At 61.9% G+C, this 17,014-nt stretch carries 15 protein-coding genes and 1 pseudogene (1 of these 16 running past the window's edge); 7 read left to right on the top strand and 9 right to left on the bottom strand.

Annotation, left to right across the window (positions count from 1 at the left end; genetic code table 11):
- From EXW95_RS20670 to EXW95_RS12000, 5 genes are all read left to right on the top strand, one after another.
- On the top strand, positions 1–1,760 hold the 3' portion of the coding sequence (locus EXW95_RS20670) for an S-layer homology domain-containing protein (protein WP_254605599.1). The gene continues 1,060 nt to the left of window position 1, outside the view; 1,760 of the gene's 2,820 nt are visible here — the last part of the coding sequence; the start codon falls outside the window, past its left edge; the stop codon is at positions 1,758–1,760.
- Entirely contained in the window at positions 1,675–2,259 is a 585-nt protein-coding gene (locus EXW95_RS11985) for a hypothetical protein (protein ID WP_174367634.1), read from the top strand. The genes EXW95_RS20670 and EXW95_RS11985 overlap by 86 nt, the downstream gene beginning before the upstream one ends.
- A gap of 104 nt (positions 2,260–2,363) precedes the next feature.
- The gene (locus EXW95_RS11990; protein WP_174367635.1) at positions 2,364–3,308 is read left to right on the top strand and encodes a manganese-dependent inorganic pyrophosphatase; all 945 of its coding nucleotides are present in this window, start codon (positions 2,364–2,366) and stop codon (positions 3,306–3,308) included.
- Between the two features lie 74 nt (positions 3,309–3,382).
- Positions 3,383–4,654, top strand: a complete 1,272-nt coding sequence (locus tag EXW95_RS11995; RefSeq protein WP_254605600.1) for a folylpolyglutamate synthase/dihydrofolate synthase family protein — start codon at positions 3,383–3,385, stop codon at positions 4,652–4,654.
- Between the two features lie 48 nt (positions 4,655–4,702).
- A complete protein-coding gene (locus EXW95_RS12000) occupies positions 4,703–6,187 on the top strand; it encodes a carboxypeptidase M32 (protein WP_174367636.1) in 1,485 nt (494 codons plus the stop codon).
- 59 nt (positions 6,188–6,246) lie between these two features.
- Here EXW95_RS12000 and EXW95_RS12005 read toward each other — a convergent pair whose 3' ends face one another.
- Positions 6,247–6,498: a hypothetical protein gene (locus EXW95_RS12005; protein WP_174367637.1), complete on the bottom strand. Its 252-nt coding sequence runs from the start codon at positions 6,496–6,498 to the stop codon at positions 6,247–6,249.
- A gap of 298 nt (positions 6,499–6,796) precedes the next feature.
- Between EXW95_RS12005 and EXW95_RS12010 the strand changes: the two genes are divergently transcribed.
- Positions 6,797–7,186 (top strand): helix-turn-helix domain-containing protein, encoded by a 390-nt coding sequence (locus EXW95_RS12010; protein ID WP_046843586.1) that lies wholly within the window; start codon positions 6,797–6,799, stop codon positions 7,184–7,186.
- A 394-nt stretch (positions 7,187–7,580) separates the two neighbouring features.
- Here the strand turns inward: EXW95_RS12010 and EXW95_RS12015 are convergent, their stop codons facing one another.
- The 6 genes and pseudogenes from EXW95_RS12015 to EXW95_RS12040 all read right to left on the bottom strand — a co-directional run bounded on the left by EXW95_RS12015 (position 7,581) and on the right by EXW95_RS12040 (position 13,232).
- Positions 7,581–9,257 (bottom strand): polymer-forming cytoskeletal protein, encoded by a 1,677-nt coding sequence (locus tag EXW95_RS12015; RefSeq protein WP_174367638.1) that lies wholly within the window; start codon positions 9,255–9,257, stop codon positions 7,581–7,583.
- Positions 9,258–9,272: 15 nt separating this feature from the next.
- Positions 9,273–9,494 (bottom strand): annotated as a pseudogene (locus EXW95_RS12020) (cyclic pyranopterin monophosphate synthase MoaC); the annotation flags it as partial.
- Positions 9,495–9,838: 344 nt separating this feature from the next.
- Positions 9,839–10,444, bottom strand: coding sequence for a NeuD/PglB/VioB family sugar acetyltransferase (locus EXW95_RS12025; RefSeq protein WP_174367639.1), 606 nt, complete (start codon positions 10,442–10,444; stop codon positions 9,839–9,841).
- The gene (locus EXW95_RS12030; RefSeq protein ID WP_254605602.1) at positions 10,437–11,072 is read right to left on the bottom strand and encodes a sugar transferase; all 636 of its coding nucleotides are present in this window, start codon (positions 11,070–11,072) and stop codon (positions 10,437–10,439) included. Before EXW95_RS12030 ends, EXW95_RS12025 begins: the two co-directional genes overlap by 8 nt.
- Positions 11,057–11,872, bottom strand: coding sequence for a hypothetical protein (locus EXW95_RS12035; protein ID WP_174367640.1), 816 nt, complete (start codon positions 11,870–11,872; stop codon positions 11,057–11,059). Before EXW95_RS12035 ends, EXW95_RS12030 begins: the two co-directional genes overlap by 16 nt.
- Positions 11,865–13,232 carry an O-antigen ligase gene (locus EXW95_RS12040; protein ID WP_174367641.1) on the bottom strand — a complete coding sequence of 456 codons (1,368 nt, stop codon included), beginning with the start codon at positions 13,230–13,232 and terminating at the stop codon, positions 11,865–11,867. The genes EXW95_RS12035 and EXW95_RS12040 overlap by 8 nt, the downstream gene beginning before the upstream one ends.
- A gap of 233 nt (positions 13,233–13,465) precedes the next feature.
- Between EXW95_RS12040 and EXW95_RS12045 the strand changes: the two genes are divergently transcribed.
- Positions 13,466–15,085: a polysaccharide biosynthesis tyrosine autokinase gene (locus EXW95_RS12045; RefSeq protein WP_174367642.1), complete on the top strand. Its 1,620-nt coding sequence runs from the start codon at positions 13,466–13,468 to the stop codon at positions 15,083–15,085.
- Positions 15,086–15,234: 149 nt separating this feature from the next.
- On the opposite strand, the gene EXW95_RS21370 is transcribed toward EXW95_RS12045, so the two are convergent.
- Together EXW95_RS21370 and EXW95_RS12055 are read right to left on the bottom strand one after the other, a co-directional pair.
- Positions 15,235–16,251 (bottom strand): glycosyltransferase family 4 protein, encoded by a 1,017-nt coding sequence (locus EXW95_RS21370; RefSeq protein ID WP_371810181.1) that lies wholly within the window; start codon positions 16,249–16,251, stop codon positions 15,235–15,237.
- Positions 16,252–16,575: 324 nt separating this feature from the next.
- Positions 16,576–17,001: a glycosyltransferase gene (locus EXW95_RS12055; RefSeq protein WP_256435012.1), complete on the bottom strand. Its 426-nt coding sequence runs from the start codon at positions 16,999–17,001 to the stop codon at positions 16,576–16,578.
- Positions 17,002–17,014: the final 13 nt, after the last annotated feature.

Consider the following 17,014-nt stretch of genomic DNA (forward strand, 5'->3'; position numbering starts at 1 on the left):
TCAAGAGCGGCGTGAGCGGCGCCTACGTTCCTGGCCCCGGCGGCCTGACCATCAACAAGGTTGATGTGAGCTTTGGCATCCGTGCAGGCCTGCCCAGCAGTGTCACCTCCGCTGACGCTGGCTTCAACGACGCCCAGGGCAACCCCAACTACCCCAACATTACGGACGGCGACACGGGCATCACCTACAGCCCCCTGTTCTTCTACTTCAACAACGCCACCGCCGAGTTCACGGTCGGTAATGCTCCCGTGACGGTCCGCTTCGGCAAGGCCCTGAAGTTCAAGTTCGCTGACTACATTGGCGACAACGACAAGACCGGCCGCGGCGACGGCTACATCGTCGATGTGGACGGCAGCAACCTGCCCCTGATCGGCAGCCTGAAGCCCACCATCAAGGCCGTGTACGGCAGCAAGGGCGGCGCGAACGGCGACGGCCTGTACTACCGTGGCGTCCGCGCCACCATCACCCCGGTTGGTAGCCTGACGGCCGGCATCCACTACCTGCAGGAAGGCGCCGACGCCTCCGCACTGGCGACCGCCCGTTACCTGGCGTCCGACCGTGCGGCCGCCGGTACGACCCCTGCCTACGTGGGCGTCACCAACAGCTTCACGAACGACGTGACCACCTTCGGCGCTGACCTGCACGGCACCGTGGCTGGCTGGCAGCTGGACAGCGAGTATGCCAAGAGCACCGTCGTCACCACGACCGTCGAAGCCATCACGCTGGCCACCACCAACGCGACGCGCGAAGAACAGGCCTTCTACGCCAAGACCAGCGGTACCCTGGGCCCGGTCAAGGTGTACACCCTGAACTACCGCACCATCAGCGCCGGCTACGACAAGGTCGCGGGCATCATGGAAGCCAACCCCAAAGACGGTACCAACGGCAGCACTGCTCCCTACGCCGCCAACCAGACCGGTTTCGGTGTCAAGGTCGGCACCACCGTCGGCCCCGTGTCCCTCGCCGGTTACTGGGACAACACCGTCGCCTACGGCGAGAGCCCCCTGGACACCGCCACTGAGCCCAGCGCCATCGTGGACCGTGGCGTGACTGCCAAGCTGAACGTGTTCAACCTGGTCACCGTGCGCGGCGGCTACTACGAGTACCTCAGCAGCCCCCTGGATCTTGCCGGTGTGCGCTACAACGTGCGCGGCGACATCACCCCCGGCCTGGGCTTCAGCATCGGCGCGTTCTACCGCGACGTCACCCTCAACGGTGTGCGCGTGACTGCCGATGTCATCGATGAAGACGGTAACACCCTGTTCGCCAAGGGCAAGTACAACAGCTACTTCGACCTGGCCACCAACGACCTGAAGGACCAGGAGGGCTGCGGCGACATGACCCCCGGTCTGACCGGCCGTGACAGCGACGGCGTGGGCGGCGCCCTGACCTTCGCTCTGGGCGACCTGAGCGGCCCGGCCTGCTTCAGCGAGTATGGCGTCGAAGTGATGCACAGCGGCAAGGCGGCCAACGCTCTGGTCAAGAACCTCGACCTGCGTCTCGGCTACAGCGCGCGCTACAGCATGGAAACCGAAAGCTACAGCAACAACTTCGTGTACGGCGAAGCGCTGTACAGCAACAAGATCGGTATCGCCAACGTCAGCCTCCGGGGTGCCTTCGCGACCGATACGTACGCTGAAGAAGACCTGACTGACGAAGTCGGTAAACAGACGCGTGTACGGCGAAGCGCTGTACAGCAACAAGATCGGTATCGCCAACGTCAGCCTCCGGGGTGCCTTCGCGACCGATACGTACGCTGAAGAAGACCTGACTGACGAAGTCGGTAACGGAACCTTCGCCGCCTTCGGCGTGAAGGTCGTGACCGATCAGCTGAACACCATCTTCAAGCCCAGCTTCGAAGGTCAGTTCGGGTACATGACCAACAAGCACGACTTCGAAGGCACCGCGAACGACTACACCGCCACCGCCATGAAGTACCTGGTGGGCGCCAAGCTGAACGAGTTCCTGCTCCCCAACACCAAACTGGCCGTGTACTACGCCGGTTACCAGGGCACCAACCGTGGCTACGTCAGCACGGTCGGCACGGACACTGGTTACTTCCAGGATCAGAACAACCTTGGCCGCACCGTCAGCCAGGACCTGCTGTACGTGGAAGCCAACTACTACGACCTGAGCTTCGGCTACGGCTACGGCAACCTGGGCCTCAGCGCCCTGGCCGCCAGCGGCACCACCCCCGCCCAGCCCGCCCAGAGCGCCAAGGGCTCCGTCTTCAAGATCAGCTACAAGGTCAACTTCTAAAGTTCACCGGCTGAATGAACTCCCCGCCCCGTGCGGGGGGTTTTCTTTTGGGGCTGTGCGGGCAGGTCGCCGTTTCCGGAATGCCAAATCGGTAGAATCGCCGCATGATTGCTGTGTTTGGTCACCTGAACCCCGATACCGATGCCATCACGGCCGCGCTGGTGTACGCGCGGCTCCTGACCCGCCAGGGCGTGGACGCGACCGCGTACCGCCTGGGCGACCTGAACTTCGAGACGGCGTTCGTGCTTGAACAGGCGGGGATTGAAGCTCCGGCCCTGCTACCTGAACTGCCCGCCGGGGCGCCCGTGGCCCTCGTGGATCACAACGAGAGCGCCCAGTCCACCCCGAACCTCGCCGAGCTGAACGTGACGCGGGTCGTGGATCACCACAAGCTGGGGGACCTGACGACCGCGCAGCCGCCCTACCTGCGCTTCGAGCCGGTGGGCTGCACCGGGACGATCCTGCTGAAACTGCACCGCGAGGCGGGCCTGGACGTGGAGGCGCTGGATGCCCGGTTGATGCTCAGCGCGATCCTGAGTGACACGCTGCACTTCCGCAGCCCGACCACCACGCAGGAGGACCGCGACGCCGTGGCGTTCCTGGCCCCCGCGGCGGGTATCGAGGATGTGGAGGCGTACGCACTGGCGATGTTCGCCGCGAAGAGCGACCTGGGGGACACCCCGGCGGACACGCTGCTGCGCATGGACTACAAGGTGTTCCCGTTCGGTGACGTGATCGCGCCGCACAGCTGGGGCATCGGCGTGATCGAGACCACCAACCCCGGCTACGTGTTCGGGCGTCAGGCGGAACTGCTCGCCGCGATGGACCAGGCCAAGGCGCAGGACGGCCTGAGCGGCGTGCTGCTGAGCGTCGTGGACATCCTGAACGAGACGAACCGCACGCTGGTCCTGAGTGCCACCGAGGAGAAGGTGCTGCGAGAGGCCTTCGGCGCCGAGGTGGACGGTCAGGTGGCGGACCTGGGCGGGCGGATCAGCCGCAAGAAGCAGATCGTGCCGACCCTGGAAGGGTACTTCGCGCCGCAGGGCTGACGCCCGTTGAACCGGTGGCCCGCTTCCTGCACGGGGGGCGGGCCTCTGGCGTTCCGTCGCCCTATGCTGGGCGGATGACTGAGTCTGGTGGCCCTTCTGGTGATCTGGCGTGGGTGTTCGCGCGGCAGCGTTTCGGGATGCACCCCGGCCTGGGGCGGGTCGAGGCGCTGCTGTCGCGGCTGGGTGACCCGCAGCGGGCCTTCCGGACGGTGCTGGTGGGCGGCACGAACGGCAAGGGGTCCACGGCGGCGTCCCTGGCGGCCATGCTGCGCGCCGGGGGCGTGCGGGCGGGGCTGTTCACCAGTCCGCACCTGACGCGCTTCACCGAGCGGTTCGTGGTGGACGGCGCGGAACTCCCCGAGGCGGAGGTCGCGGTGGCCCTCGCGGAGCTGCGCCCGCACGCGGAGGAGGTGGGCGCGTCGTTCTTCGAGGTCATCACGGCGCTGGGCGCAGAGCTGTTCCGCCGGACGGGCGTGGAGGTCGCCGTGATGGAGGTGGGGCTGGGAGGTCGGCTGGACGCCACGAACGCCCTCGACCCGGTCCTGAGCGTCCTGACGAACGTGGGCCTGGACCACACCGAGGTGCTGGGTGACACGTGCGAGGCGATCGCGCGGGAGAAGGCGGGCATCCTGCGCGCGGGGCGTCCGGCGGTGACGGGCGTGGCGGCGGATCTCCGGCCCATCCTGCGCGCGGAGGGCGCGGACCTGTGGGCGCTGGGCGAGGAGGCGCACCTGAGCGTGCAGGGGCGCGGCTGGGACGGCTCGGACGTCACGGTGGACAGCCCGGTGGGGATGGTCACGCTGCGCACCCCGCTGCTGGGGACGCACGGCGCGGCGAACGCGGGACTGGCGGCGCTGGCCGCCCTACGCCTGGGCCTGAGCCCCGACTCGGTGCAGGCGGGCGCGCAGGCGACGCAGTGGCCGGGCCGCCTGGAGGTCATCCCGTGGCGTGGCACGCGGGTGCTGCTGGATGGCGCGCACAACCCGGACGGCGCGCAGGCGGTCGCGGCGGCCCTGCGGGACCTGGGTGTGGACCGCCTGCCGCTGGTGTTCGGCGCGGCGGGCGACAAGGACCTCGCGGGGGTCGCGGCGGCCCTGCGGCCTCTGGCCTCAGAGGTGATCCTCACGCGGGCCGCGCTGAGTCCCCGTGCGGCGGACCCGGCCAGCCTCGCGCCCCTCTTCCCGGAGGTGCCGCTGACCGTCACGGACACCCCAGAGGTGGCGCTGGAGGCCCTGGCGGCCCGGCGCGCCCCGCAGGCCCTGGTGTGCGGCAGCCTGTACCTGCTGGGCGAGGTGCGCCCCCTGCTGCTCGGTGAGGCCAGCGAGGACCGCGAGCGCTGGCAGTGACCGCATTCCCGCTGGACCGGGTGTCACGGCGCGCTACCCTGGGGGGTGATGACCACCTTCGATGAACTGAGCCGCCGCCTGGGTCAGGTGAGCGACCTGGGCGCCGCCGCGAGCCTGCTGTCCTGGGAGCAGGAGACCTTCATGCCGCCCGAGGCGGCCCGCGTGCGCGGCCTGCAACTTGCGACCCTGGCGGGCCTCTCGCACGAACTGTTCACCGCGCCCGAGACCGGCGCGCTGCTGGACGGCGCGCTGCCCGACGGCGACACGCAGGCAGCGGTCGTGCGGGTCGCGCGGCGCGACTACGCGAAGGCCACGCGCCTCCCCACATCGTTCGTGGAGGAACGCACCCGCGCGCAGAACGAGGCGCACCACGCCTGGGTGCACGCCCGCGAGCACAGCGACTTCGCCAGCTTTGCGCCGTACCTGGAACGCATGATGGACCTCGCGCGCCGTCAGGCGGACCTGATGGGCTTCGAGGATCACCCCTACGACGCCCTGATCGACGACTACGAGCCCGGCATGCGCGCCGCGCAGGTGAAAGATGTGTTCGCGGATCTGCGGGACCGCACGCTGCCCCTGCTGGAGCGGATCCGTGCCGCCGGGGACGCCGCCGACTACCGCGTCCTGACCCGCCCCTTCCCCGCCGACGCGCAGAAGGCGTTCGCGTGGCGCGTGGCGGGCGAGGCCTTCGGCCTGACCGGCGACTTCGCCCGGCAGGACGAGAGCGCGCACCCGTTCCAGTCGAACTTCAGCCGCAGCGACATCCGCATCACGACCCGCGTCGAGGAGTACTGGCCCGCGTGCCTGTTCGGCACCTGGCACGAGACCGGGCACGCCATGTACGAACGCGGCGTGCACGAACGCTGGGAACGCACCCCGGTGTCCGCCGGGGCGAGCCTGGGCGTGCACGAGAGCCAGTCGCGGATGTTCGAGAACCTGCTGGGCCGCAGCCTGCCGTTCTGGCAGCGCTACTTCCCGCAGTTGCAGGAGGCCGCGCCGCAGGTCACGGCGGGCCTGGACGCGGCGGCGCTGTACCGCGCGGTGAACCGCGTGCAGCCCAGCCTGATCCGCGTGGAGGCCGACGAGGTCACCTACAACTTCCACGTGATGCTGCGCTTCGAACTGGAACTCGCGCTGCTGGAGGGCAGCCTGAGTGTCCGCGACCTGCCCGAGGCGTGGAACGCGAAGATGCAGGCGTACCTGGGCCTCACGCCGCCGGACGACGCGTCGGGCGTGCTGCAGGACATCCACTGGTCGGCGGGCTTGATCGGGTACTTCCCGACGTACACGCTGGGGAACCTCCTGAGCGTGCAGCTGCTGGAGGCCGCCCGCCAGGACGCCGGGGTCGCGGCGGGCATCGACCGCGCCGAGTACGGCCCGCTGCGCGCGTGGCTGGTCGAGCAGGTCCACCAGCACGGCCGCAGCCTGAGCCCGGCCGAGCTGACCGTGCAGGCCACCGGGCGGCCCCTGAGTGCCGATCCTTACGTGGCGTACCTGACGCGCAAGTACGGCGAGATCTACAACCTGAGCTGAGGGGAAAAGAGGGCGCCCCGACCGTCAGCTGGTCGGGGCGCCCTTCGTGGTCTTGTCGGTCAGACGGCCTGGCGGCGCTGGGCGTTCGTGACGAGGTACGCGCGGGCGGAGTTCAGCCACGTCTGCGCGAGGTCACTGTGGGGGTGCTGGCGGTCGCGCAGCGCCTGGACGCTGAGGTTCAGCTGGCGTTCGACGCGGCGGACGGCGCCCAGGCCACCCTCGTTCTCGACCTCGATCAGGGTGTTCAGGAGGGTGGTGGGGTGGGCGTAGCCGACGCGGATGCTTTCAGCGATGGTGTCCAGGGCGCGCATGGGGGGACTCCTTCCCGCCCGGACGGGGCGGCGAGGCGAGCAGGGTGAAATTCTGCTGTGGGCGAATCCTTCTTGTGATTACGATCTTAGCAGAGGGGATCGTGAAGGGCAAGAAGGGTTAATCCTTATTCTGTCTTGACCGTAGCGGGGGGTGGTGTTACACTCCAACCAAGGCTCCCGTATTCTGCCCACAGGCAAACCCTGCGGCAGCACGAATGAGCCCCAGGCGGCACGCGCCCCCCAGCCCCCAGCGGGCCGGTCCAGGCATGAGGCCACGCCGCAGCCGAGGAGGTGAAACATGAAACTGCACGAAAGACTCCGCGAACTGCGCAGCGAACGCGGGCTGCGGCTCAAGGACGTCGCCGAGACCGCCGGGATCAGCGTCCCGTACCTCAGCGACCTCGAACGCGGCCGCACCAACCCCAGCCTGGAAACCCTCCAGACCCTGGCCGGCGCGTACGCGATCACCGTTCACGACCTGCTCGAAGGGGTCGAGTTCTACGGGGCGTCCACCGAGGGCGCGCTGCCCAAGGGCCTCGCCGACCTGGTCGCCGACCCCACCCTGGGGCCGCAGATCACGCCCGACTGGGTCCGCACCCTGTCCCGCATCGAACTGCGCGGCAAACGGCCCCGCGACAAGCAGGACTGGTACGAGATCTACCTGCACCTCAAACGCATCCTGAACTGACGTTCAGTGCCAATAAACCCCCACCTGCACGGGTGGGGGCTTCTTGTGGTCCAGGCCTACGGGACTCCATTGATTCCAGTCCAGACAGGGTCACCCGGTGGCCCCCTCATACGGATTCCGTCTGTTTCGTTGACAGATCGGAAGACCACCGATCTGTCAACTCCACGCCCGGAACCCGTTTTTCTCCTGCTCGCTCCGCTCGGGTTGAACGTTTTTGCAAACCTTTCAACCGGAGTCCGTATCACCCTTCCGTCGCTTCGCTCCTCAGCTGCGCAGCTCTGCGAGTCCCTCCCTCTCTGCTCCGCAGCTCTCCGAGTCCCACCAGGGGAGAGGGGACAATGGAACGCGATCACGTTGCAAGCAAGTCAATTTCATCCCGTATCGGCTGGTCCGCTCAGGCCGCCTGCGGTTCCCCGACTTCAGCCGGGCTGCCCGCGCGGCTCAGGAGTAGCGTGCCCGCACCCCAGGTGCCGCCCACCACCGCCAGCGCGAACGCCACTGGAGGCACGCTCAGGCTGGCGGCCACGGCACTCAGGCCCACCATGGCCCCCACCGCGTCCGGGACGGGCAGCCCCGCGCGGTACGCCAGTGCGCGCCCCGCATCGTACGCGCTGACGCTCAGGCCCACCGCGATCAGCAGCACCGCCAGCGCCGCCGCGAGCAGCGCCGGGCCGAGCAGGCCCGCCAGCGCCAGTCCACCTGCCGGGCCGAGCAGCGCCGCCAGCGACAGCACGCCCAGCGCCAGCGTCCGTACCGGCGCGTGCCGCTGTCGCCGCGCCAGCAGTGGCGCCAGACCCGACACGAACAGCAGCAGCAGCGCCCCGCCGGTCAGGCCCACGAACACCTGCGGCCACGCCGCGCCGCCCAGCCAGCCCAGCACCGGGCGGAACGCGGCGGCCGTCACGGCGCCCAGCCCGCTCGGGGCCTGGATCTCGCGGGCGGCGCTGTCACCGGGCACCTGCCCCAGCAGGGCTGTGACGGACCCGCCCACCTGCGCACCGGCCTCGCGGCGAATGTCGCCCAGCAGGGTCACGACCTCGCCCTCCACGCGGGCGTCCGGGGCCAGCACGATATTCCCGCCCGCCGCGAGCACGTTGCCCTTCACGGGGCCGTGCACGACCACGTCCTGCCCGAAACTGACCGTGCCGTGCGTGACCACCCCGTACAGCGCCGGGAGTGTCAGCGCGGCACTCACCGCGAACGCCAGCCCCCCGAAGCGCTGCGCAGCGGGTGCGGGCCGCCACGTCACGGCGGCGCTCGTGATGAGCAGCAGTAGCAGCCCCACACCGGCCAGCGGCGACACCTGCGCCAGCAGCGTCTGCAGCACCAGCGCGCCCGCCGCGAGGTTCGGCCACGCGGTCGACACGGCCAGCAACGTCAGCGCCAGGAGCAGCGACACCACCATGATCAGCGGCGCCGGGTTGCGCGGCCGGTTCCCGATCAACGCGGCGGCAGCGGCCGGAGCGGGCGACAACTGCTCTGGCGGGGTGAGGCGCACCTGCTGCGCGACGGCAGCCGCGACACTCCCCGGCCGCGCGGGGACCGGCGCCCCCAGCGTGCGGTCCAGTCGCAGGTCCTGCACGACGCTGGCGGCCACCGAGCGCGGCAGCGGCGGGGTCGCCAGTTGCGCGCCCAGCCGGACGTCACGGGCCACGCTGGCCGCCACGCTGCCGGGCATCGCGGGCGTGCGGGTCAGGGCCTGTTCCAGCCGCACGTCCCGCGCGACCGCCGCCGCCACACTGCGGGGCAGGGCGGGCACGTCAGCCATCCTCGCGGACAGGGTCACCTCTGCCGCCACCTGAGATGCCAGGGACCGGGGCAGGGGAGGGGAGACCAGCCGCGCCGACAGCCGCACCTCACGCGCGACGTCCGCCGCCACGCTGCGCGGCAGTCCCGGCACGGCCCGCAGCGCAGGCGCCACGCGCTCCAGCCGCGCACGCTGCGCCTGCACCTCCGGCGGAAGGGCGCGCAGCAGTGCCGTGTCGGCGGGGGTCAGGTCACCGTCCGCCTCGCGGTGCAGCAGCTCCAGCCACGCCCGTCCATCCCCCGATCGAAGAGTCTCCACGCCCATACGGTCCTTCTACGTTCAACCTTCGCCGGAAGTTCCCGGCGCCACCACACCACCCGAAGAGGGGGGCGCCGCGTAGTCGCCGCTCTTGCCGCCACTCTTGCCCAGCAGGCGCACGCCGGTCACCTCGATGGCCTTGCTGGCCGCCTTGAGCATGTCGTACACGTTCAGCGCCGCGACCGTCACCGCCGTCAGGGCCTCCATCTCGACCCCCGTCGGGGCGGTCGTGCGGACCCGCGCCCACACGTATCCAGTAGTTCACGCGGCCCGACTGCATGACCTCCGTCACCGCCTGAATCTCATCCTGTTCGAACACGGGCCAGCCGGGCAGAGTCACCCGTGCGGGCGCTGAAGGCACCTGCGTCATACCCAGCAGCATACCGCCTGCCCAGGCACGCCCTCAGCCGCCTCCCCAGACGGATTTCACCGATCTCTCAGGAACCGATCAGCCGCGCCCAAATTGATTCCAAGCCAGACGGGGTCACCCGGTGGCCCCCTCACCCTTCCGTCGCTCCGCTCCTCCCTCCCTCTCCCACAAGGGGAGAGGGGACAACGGAACGCGATCACGTTGAGAGCAAGTCAATTTAATTTCGTATCAGCCGCGCCGGGACACCCACCACCGTCACCCCCGGCGGCACGTCCCGCGTCACGACCGCTCCCGCACCCACCGTCGCCCACGCCCCCACCGTCACGCCCGGCACGCACGCCGCCCCCACACCCAGAAACGCCCCCTCGCGCAGCGTCACGTTCCCCGCCAGTCGCGTCCCAGGCGCCACATGCACCCCGTCCTCCAGCAGCCCGTCATGATCCACGCCCGCCAGCGTATTCACGATCACCTGCGCGCCCAGACACGCGTCCGGCTGCACCACCGCGCCCGCCATCACCACGCACCCCGGCCCCAGCCGCGCGCCCGGCGCTACCCACGCCGCCGGGTGAACCAGCGCCGCCCAGCTGACATTCCGGAACAGCCCCGCCAGCCGCAGACGCGCCGCGTTCGACCCGACCGCCACCACCGCCCGCACCCCCACCCGGTCCGGCAGGTCCTCCACGCGCCCCAGCACCGCCGCGCCCAGCACCTCGCCCTCACCCCGGTCGTCCCAGACGCCCACCACCCGCTCACCCGCCGCGCGGGCCAGCGCCACCAGCACCTTCGCGTGCCCACCCGCCCCGATCACATGCAGTTCAGGCATCCGGCGACCCCCGGAACCGTTCCATGGTCGCCTCGCCCGGCGCGCTGATCCCGTCCCGGCGCAGCACCTTCGACACCGTCAACGCCAGGATCCGCAGGTCCAGCCGCAGCGAACGGTGCTCGACGTACCACACGTCCAATTCGAACTTCTCCTCCCAGGACAGCGCGTTACGGCCATTCACCTGCGCCCACCCCGTCAGACCGGGTCGGACCTCATGCCGCCGCGCCTGCCGCGCGCTGTACAGCGGCAGGTACTCCATCAGCAGCGGGCGCGGCCCCACCAGACTCATGTCCCCCCACAGCACGTTCAGCAGGCCCGGCAGTTCATCCAGACTCGACGCGCGCAGGAACCGCCCGAACGCCGTCAGCCGCTGCGCGTCCGGCAGCAGCGCCCCGTCCGGGCCACGCCCGTCGGTCATGCTGCGGAACTTATGCATCAGGAACGGCCGCCCGTCCAGACCGGGCCGCACCTGCGAGAACAGCACGGGCGACCCCAGCCGCGAGCGCACCACCGCCGCCAGCAGCAGCAGCCACGGCCCCAGCAGCAGCAGCGCCCCACCCGCCAGGACCACATCAAGAACGCGTTTCAGGCTTTTGTCTGGTCGAATTTGATTCATTGTCTTTCCCATGCTGCCTTGATATTTACGGAGTTTGATGAAGAAGTGGACTGAAGTGGATTACTAATATATATCTCTGCTGATGCATCTGCGAGTATTTCTAATCTTAGGGGCTCTCTGCTGCGACTGGTCGATTTGCTTAAATTGGATGACCCGCTTGCAATTTTCATAATTGGATATTCGCCGTCTGATGTGAAGCCCCTGACTTCACCCAGAAGTATGCCCTTTTTGCATCCCTTAAAAATTATCTTGCCGCTGCTTTTTATATCGCCGGCGGAAAGATCATTGGAAAGCCATGCGCCATTGATAGCGATGGCGTCGCCATTTCTGCATAATTCATTCAGATTAAAAAAATTGAAAATTATATACCTTCTCCGCTGTTCTACATATGGATTGCTGAGCCATAAATCAAATGATTCACCTGCTCTGAGTTTTTTCGTTAGTATTAATTCATCTTGATCGAGGCGGTAGGATTCTTCTGGAATATTTTTCAGAAAAGAATCGATAACGGGAGTGCCATCTTTGTTGACCTTGGTTATTGAAACAGTGAGGAGTCCATCTTTGCAGGTGAAATATCGAACGCCCTGGGGACCAGAGAGAGCGGCTTCCGTGCCCTGTGTGATTTCTAATCCTGAAGGCACTGATAGTTGATATAAATCAGTTGCCCTGGTGTCGCATGCGATATTGGGATCCAGTGATTTGAGCAGATAAACCGCTGATTGATTGTTCCTTCTATTATTCAAGACGTAAATCGCTGCTACGGTAATTGCCGAGAGAAAAACCAGAAACCCCGTTTTTATCTTACTATTCATTTATGGCCCAACTGCCTTCCGAAAAAAGATTGCTTTTCCATGCGGGTGTGCTTTGATCTCTGATCTTTAGTCTTAAAACTAGCGGCGGCTGAGGCAGAATCCTGGATTCAATCGTGAAAGATGTGTAATTCTTTCCCCTTTGTGGCTCGTATATGGCGGTACTTCGACACAACTCGTTATTGCATGCATCAACCTGTACATAAGAGGTGGGACTTATTTTTTCTGTTACGATAGAATATATTTTCGATTCTCCGATGCTATTGCTGTGCCATACTCTCAATTCTGAGGTATGTTGATTATCAAGTTGCAGCGGAACAAGCGGAGCATACCATATTGCAAATATAACAAATGCCGTAAGCATGCTGTTGCCCCGGAGTGATTGAGTATCATCGCTGAACGCGGATTTTATTGACATTCCACCATAAATCAACGGAATGGAAGAGATAAAAAAGGTCTGGAAGGATAGAGTATTGTCAAAAGCATCTGCTAAAATCATGCCCCCGATAATCGATATTCCGGCGATCGATCTTGATTTAGCGGCAGCATAAATAAATATGCCAAAGATAAAAACAATGCTGAATAAACCTGTTACGCCAGATTCACCTAAATTCTGAAGTATCCCATTATGGGCGATGAGCCAAGCATTATGAAAGCCACCGTCTAAAAAATCGCAGAAGAATTCTTTATTGCTGGTATTCGTGCAAGCTGAGGAGTCGTGCAAAGAAGCTATGGACTGACCGAAGCCAATTATGCCGTTTCCATAATTACGGTAGCTGTCTATATTTGAAATTGCTTGATCCCAAATTAACTCTCGACCAGAGAGCGAAGAGGAGAGAAGTCGCTCTCCGATAGGAGTAGTCGTTGAAACCCCGATTGCGATTAATCCGAATGCCAGAGGCATATATGCTATATATGATTTCCCCTCGCTTTTCTTCAAAGAAAGTACGACTGAAAATTTGACTACGGCGTATACGGCGGCCATAAGAATAGCGCCACGAGAATACGAAAAAGTAAAAAGTGTCGCGCCGCTTAAAAATAGGATGATCCTCGGTATTGGATTTCTTGATATTATCTCAAATGATAATATTATTGCTATGGATCCGATGAATCCTAGCGTAGTTGTCGTGAAATATGGATGAATAAGGCGCTTCATCTCGCTTAGGCCAAAATCCGGCCAGTAGGAATAAAAAATTGCGATTATGGAAGCGAGACAGATGCCCGGAATTAGGTACTTTATGTCCTTATTATTCAGATGGAATCCAAAAAGTATCATGTAAAATATGCCAATTTGCTTAAGTATGAGGAGTGCAAAATCTAATGCCCCCATCCCTGATAACGTTGCGGGCAAGAGGGGGATCATGCAGGCAAAGAATACAATGCGCAGTGCATAATTGTTTAACCACTGCAATCTGAAAAATAAAGGTGACAACCAAGATAAAAAGGGGACAATTGGAAGTAGGGTGAGAAAGACCTTGCTGAAATTGATTCTGAACTGAAGCTTGTTTCCGATGTCGCTCCCCCTCATGATGAAATAAATAAATTTAACCCCTGGAACCTCGAACCCACCGCACGGCAGTGTAGACTCTACCCTGTATGAGCAGCGCGACCCAGATCAGAGAGAATGGAAATTCGAGCAATATCCTAACGATATTGCAGCGCCGCTGGATGCACGTCCTCCTCCCCGCCCTACTGGTCGGTCCGAGCGTCTACATCTCCTCGCGCAACCAGCCCCCCACCTATCAGGCCTCCACGAGCCTCATGTCCGTCGTTCCCGACACGAGCAACTCCTTCGTCGGCAGTGCCTCAATCACAGCCTCGCAACTCCCGCCCGGCGCCGTCGAAAAAGTCATCCACAGTCGCTCCACCGTCGAACAGATCAGCAAGATCCTCGACTCGCAATCCATCGACCCTGCCGCCCGCCAGGCCATTGAACGCAGCCTGCAGCAGGAACTCTCCACCGGCACCTTCCGCCGCATTACCGTCAGAGCCCGACTGGACGCCTTGCAACGCGGCGTCTACGACATCAACGCCACAGCAGAAACACCACAGCTTGCCAGCGAACTCGCAACCGCCGCAACCGACGCCCTGCTCAAATGGGACCTCGAACGCGCACAGGCAGGCGTCAGCCGCGCCCGACAGAACATCCAGCAGCAGCTCGACAACATCAACACCCAGTTGAAAGGCACACCACCCAGCTCACTCGAATACGAAAGTCTGGTGTCCGCCCGCGGGCAACTCCTCCTCAGCCTCGCGCAGGCATCCGCCTTCGAACAGGGCGCCAAAGGAAACCTCAGCCTCCTGGCCGAAGCCAACCCCCCCCTCCGCCCCATCGCCCCCCGACCCACCCGCACCGCGGCCATCGCCACGCTTCTCGCACTGATCGGCGCAGCCGCCACCGTACTCCTCCTGGAACTCAGCCGCCGCAAAATCCGAAGCGCAGCCGACATCATCGGAATCGGAGTCAGCGTCCTCGGCGAGTTGCCACGCCTGCGCCGCTCACAACGCAGCAGCATGGTCAACGCCGCCATGTCCGGCGAACTCTACGAACCCGCCGGATTCATCCGCGTGAACCTGTCCACCGCACTGGCGGAACAACACGGGCAACCCAGTGCCTTCGTCGTCACCAGTTCACGCCCCGGCGAAGGCAAAAGCACCGTCGTCGCCACACTCGCCAGCAGCTTCGCCGCATCCGGCAAAAAAGTACTCGTCATCGACCTCGACGTTCACCGCCCCACGCAACACGAATACTGGAACGTATCAGGCCGACCGTGGATTGCCCTGCACGGCGCACACCAGGCGCAACAGACCACCCTGCTCCAGGCCTACCAGAAACCGGAACATGCCAGCGCCATCGACATCGGCGGAGGAATCTACCTGCTGCCCGCAGGTCAGGCCAGTCGACGTGAAGCCGGCGTGCTGACCACCGCTCAGTTCTCACAACGCATCAAGCAGTGGTTCCACGGATTCGACATCGTGATCCTTGACAGTGCCCCCATCCTCTCTGTCGCCGACGCCGTCAACATCGCCCCGCACACCAATGGTGTGGTCCTGGTGACGGAAGCCAACGGCACAGCCCCAGGTGAATTTGAGAAATCAGTTCAGCTGATGAAAGGCAACCAAGTCAATCTTATCGGCGCCATTATCAATAAAATCACGCAGAGGGACGGATACGGATACGGATACACCTACAACAGGCAATACTCTAGAGATTGATTTTGCCTAGCCACATATTAAAACAAGGGTGTGTCGTGTTGGCAACGGAATTATAACCAGTCGTGCTATTGATTCAATGATTTGCATTCTAAATAATCAGGCATCAGAGGCTAAGTGCCATGCTGATGCCTGATTTAGCGTGCAGATAACTATTTATGATAGATACGATTTAGCTGAATCCATATTTCCTGTGGTATAAATTCAGTCTCGACACGTCGTTGTGCCTGTTCTCCGAGCCTTTTCCTTTTCGCAGCATTTGATAAAATTTCTTCCATTGATCGAGAAAGCTGAACAAAATCACCCGTCTTAAATACCAAGCCTGTGTGTTGATGTATTACCGCGTCGCGCACTCCCGTGGAATCCGAAACAATCGCTGGTACCCCAGCAGCCGCGGCCTCCAGAGCCACCATCCCAAATCCTTCTCTGTAACTAGGTAACACCAGTACATCCATAATGTGATAATAATCGGCAATATTATCAACAAAGCCTGGCATTATGATGTCCTGACGCGATCGGATTTCCTGTAGAATAACTGGATCTATTGGATCGTTCGATTCAATAGATCCAATAATGAGGAGAATGTAGTCGCCAGTCAAGAGTCTGAAGGCGCGATATAGATCCTCTATGCCTTTATCTCGGGTTATCCTCCCGGCAAAGCCAATAACTTTTGTTTCGGCCGGTATCCCTAGTGTGGATTTCAACGTGCTTGGATCATCTGCGGGATTTCGGAATAATGTAGTATTCACGCCATTGGCAGTGCCGTTATTGATAACTATAAATTTCCTCTCGGGGGCAAGATCCAAATTAATTGCTTCAGTCATGAGGCTCTTGCTAACACATACGATTACGTCTGCAGAACTGCATGCAATGCGTTCCATTAGATATAGGAGCCTGCGTTTTGCACCTGTGGTGGTTTGAAGTCTTAGTCCATGCAGAGTATATATCACTTTGCGGATGCCTAAAATCCGTGATGCTAGTGTTCCAATTAAGCCCGCTTTTGGAGTTCCACTATTGACCACGTCAGGTTTGATAGTATTTATGAGAACCATGGCCCTAATAAGGGAATTAATATCTGAGAGGAGCGATATCTCTCTTTGAATGGGATATAATGAAAGAATACTCCTTCGCTTCGGGCAAAATCCTCCAAGCTTATTGTGTCGGAATATGAAGTGGCAATATGAACTTCATGCCCGCATTCCACCATATAAGCAAGCTGCTTAGAAAGGAATGACTTTGCGCTTAGAGGAATAGTAACTAGATAGAGGATCTTCATTTTGCTATAGATTTTGAAATGATTTGCTTGTGTGACAACACTTCTGCATTTTGTAGCCTTGCACCCCTGCGTTTTATTAATAACTCCTCTTTATCAATCAATCCTGCAACTAAATATATAAGATCTTTAATATATATAGATAAGATTAGCGGAATTTTTGCACGTAGTGGAATTAGTCGAGTTCTTGCGAGTGATTTTCTAATGCCCTTTGAGCTTTTCAGGTATTTATTTTGTGACTTATGCCTATTTCTCTGTAGTACAATAGGGGCTCGCTTATATTTCTGAATATTGAATAATCTGCAGTTCTGAGCCATAAATCGTAATCCTCTGCTCTCAATATATCCTCGGAGTATGGATTATTCTTAAACCATGAGGCACGAGCCAATATTGTGGGATGTATAAAAGATCCTGACCGAGCTGCATCCAGTGCATTAGAGGCAGCAGTGGCAGAGCGATGATTCACGGGATCATTCTGAGTATCAATTATTATTGCCGATGATCCAACAACATCAGTATTAGGATAAAGCGTGAGATATTTAATTTGCCTTTCAAGTCTTTCTGGATGCATAATATCATCTGCATCCATCCGAGCCAGAAACTCGCTATTACACATAGATGCAATCTGATTTAAGCGCGCTGCCAACCCTAAATTACTC

It is taken from the genome of Deinococcus sp. JMULE3 (assembly GCF_013337115.1).
Taxonomy (GTDB): domain Bacteria; phylum Deinococcota; class Deinococci; order Deinococcales; family Deinococcaceae; genus Deinococcus.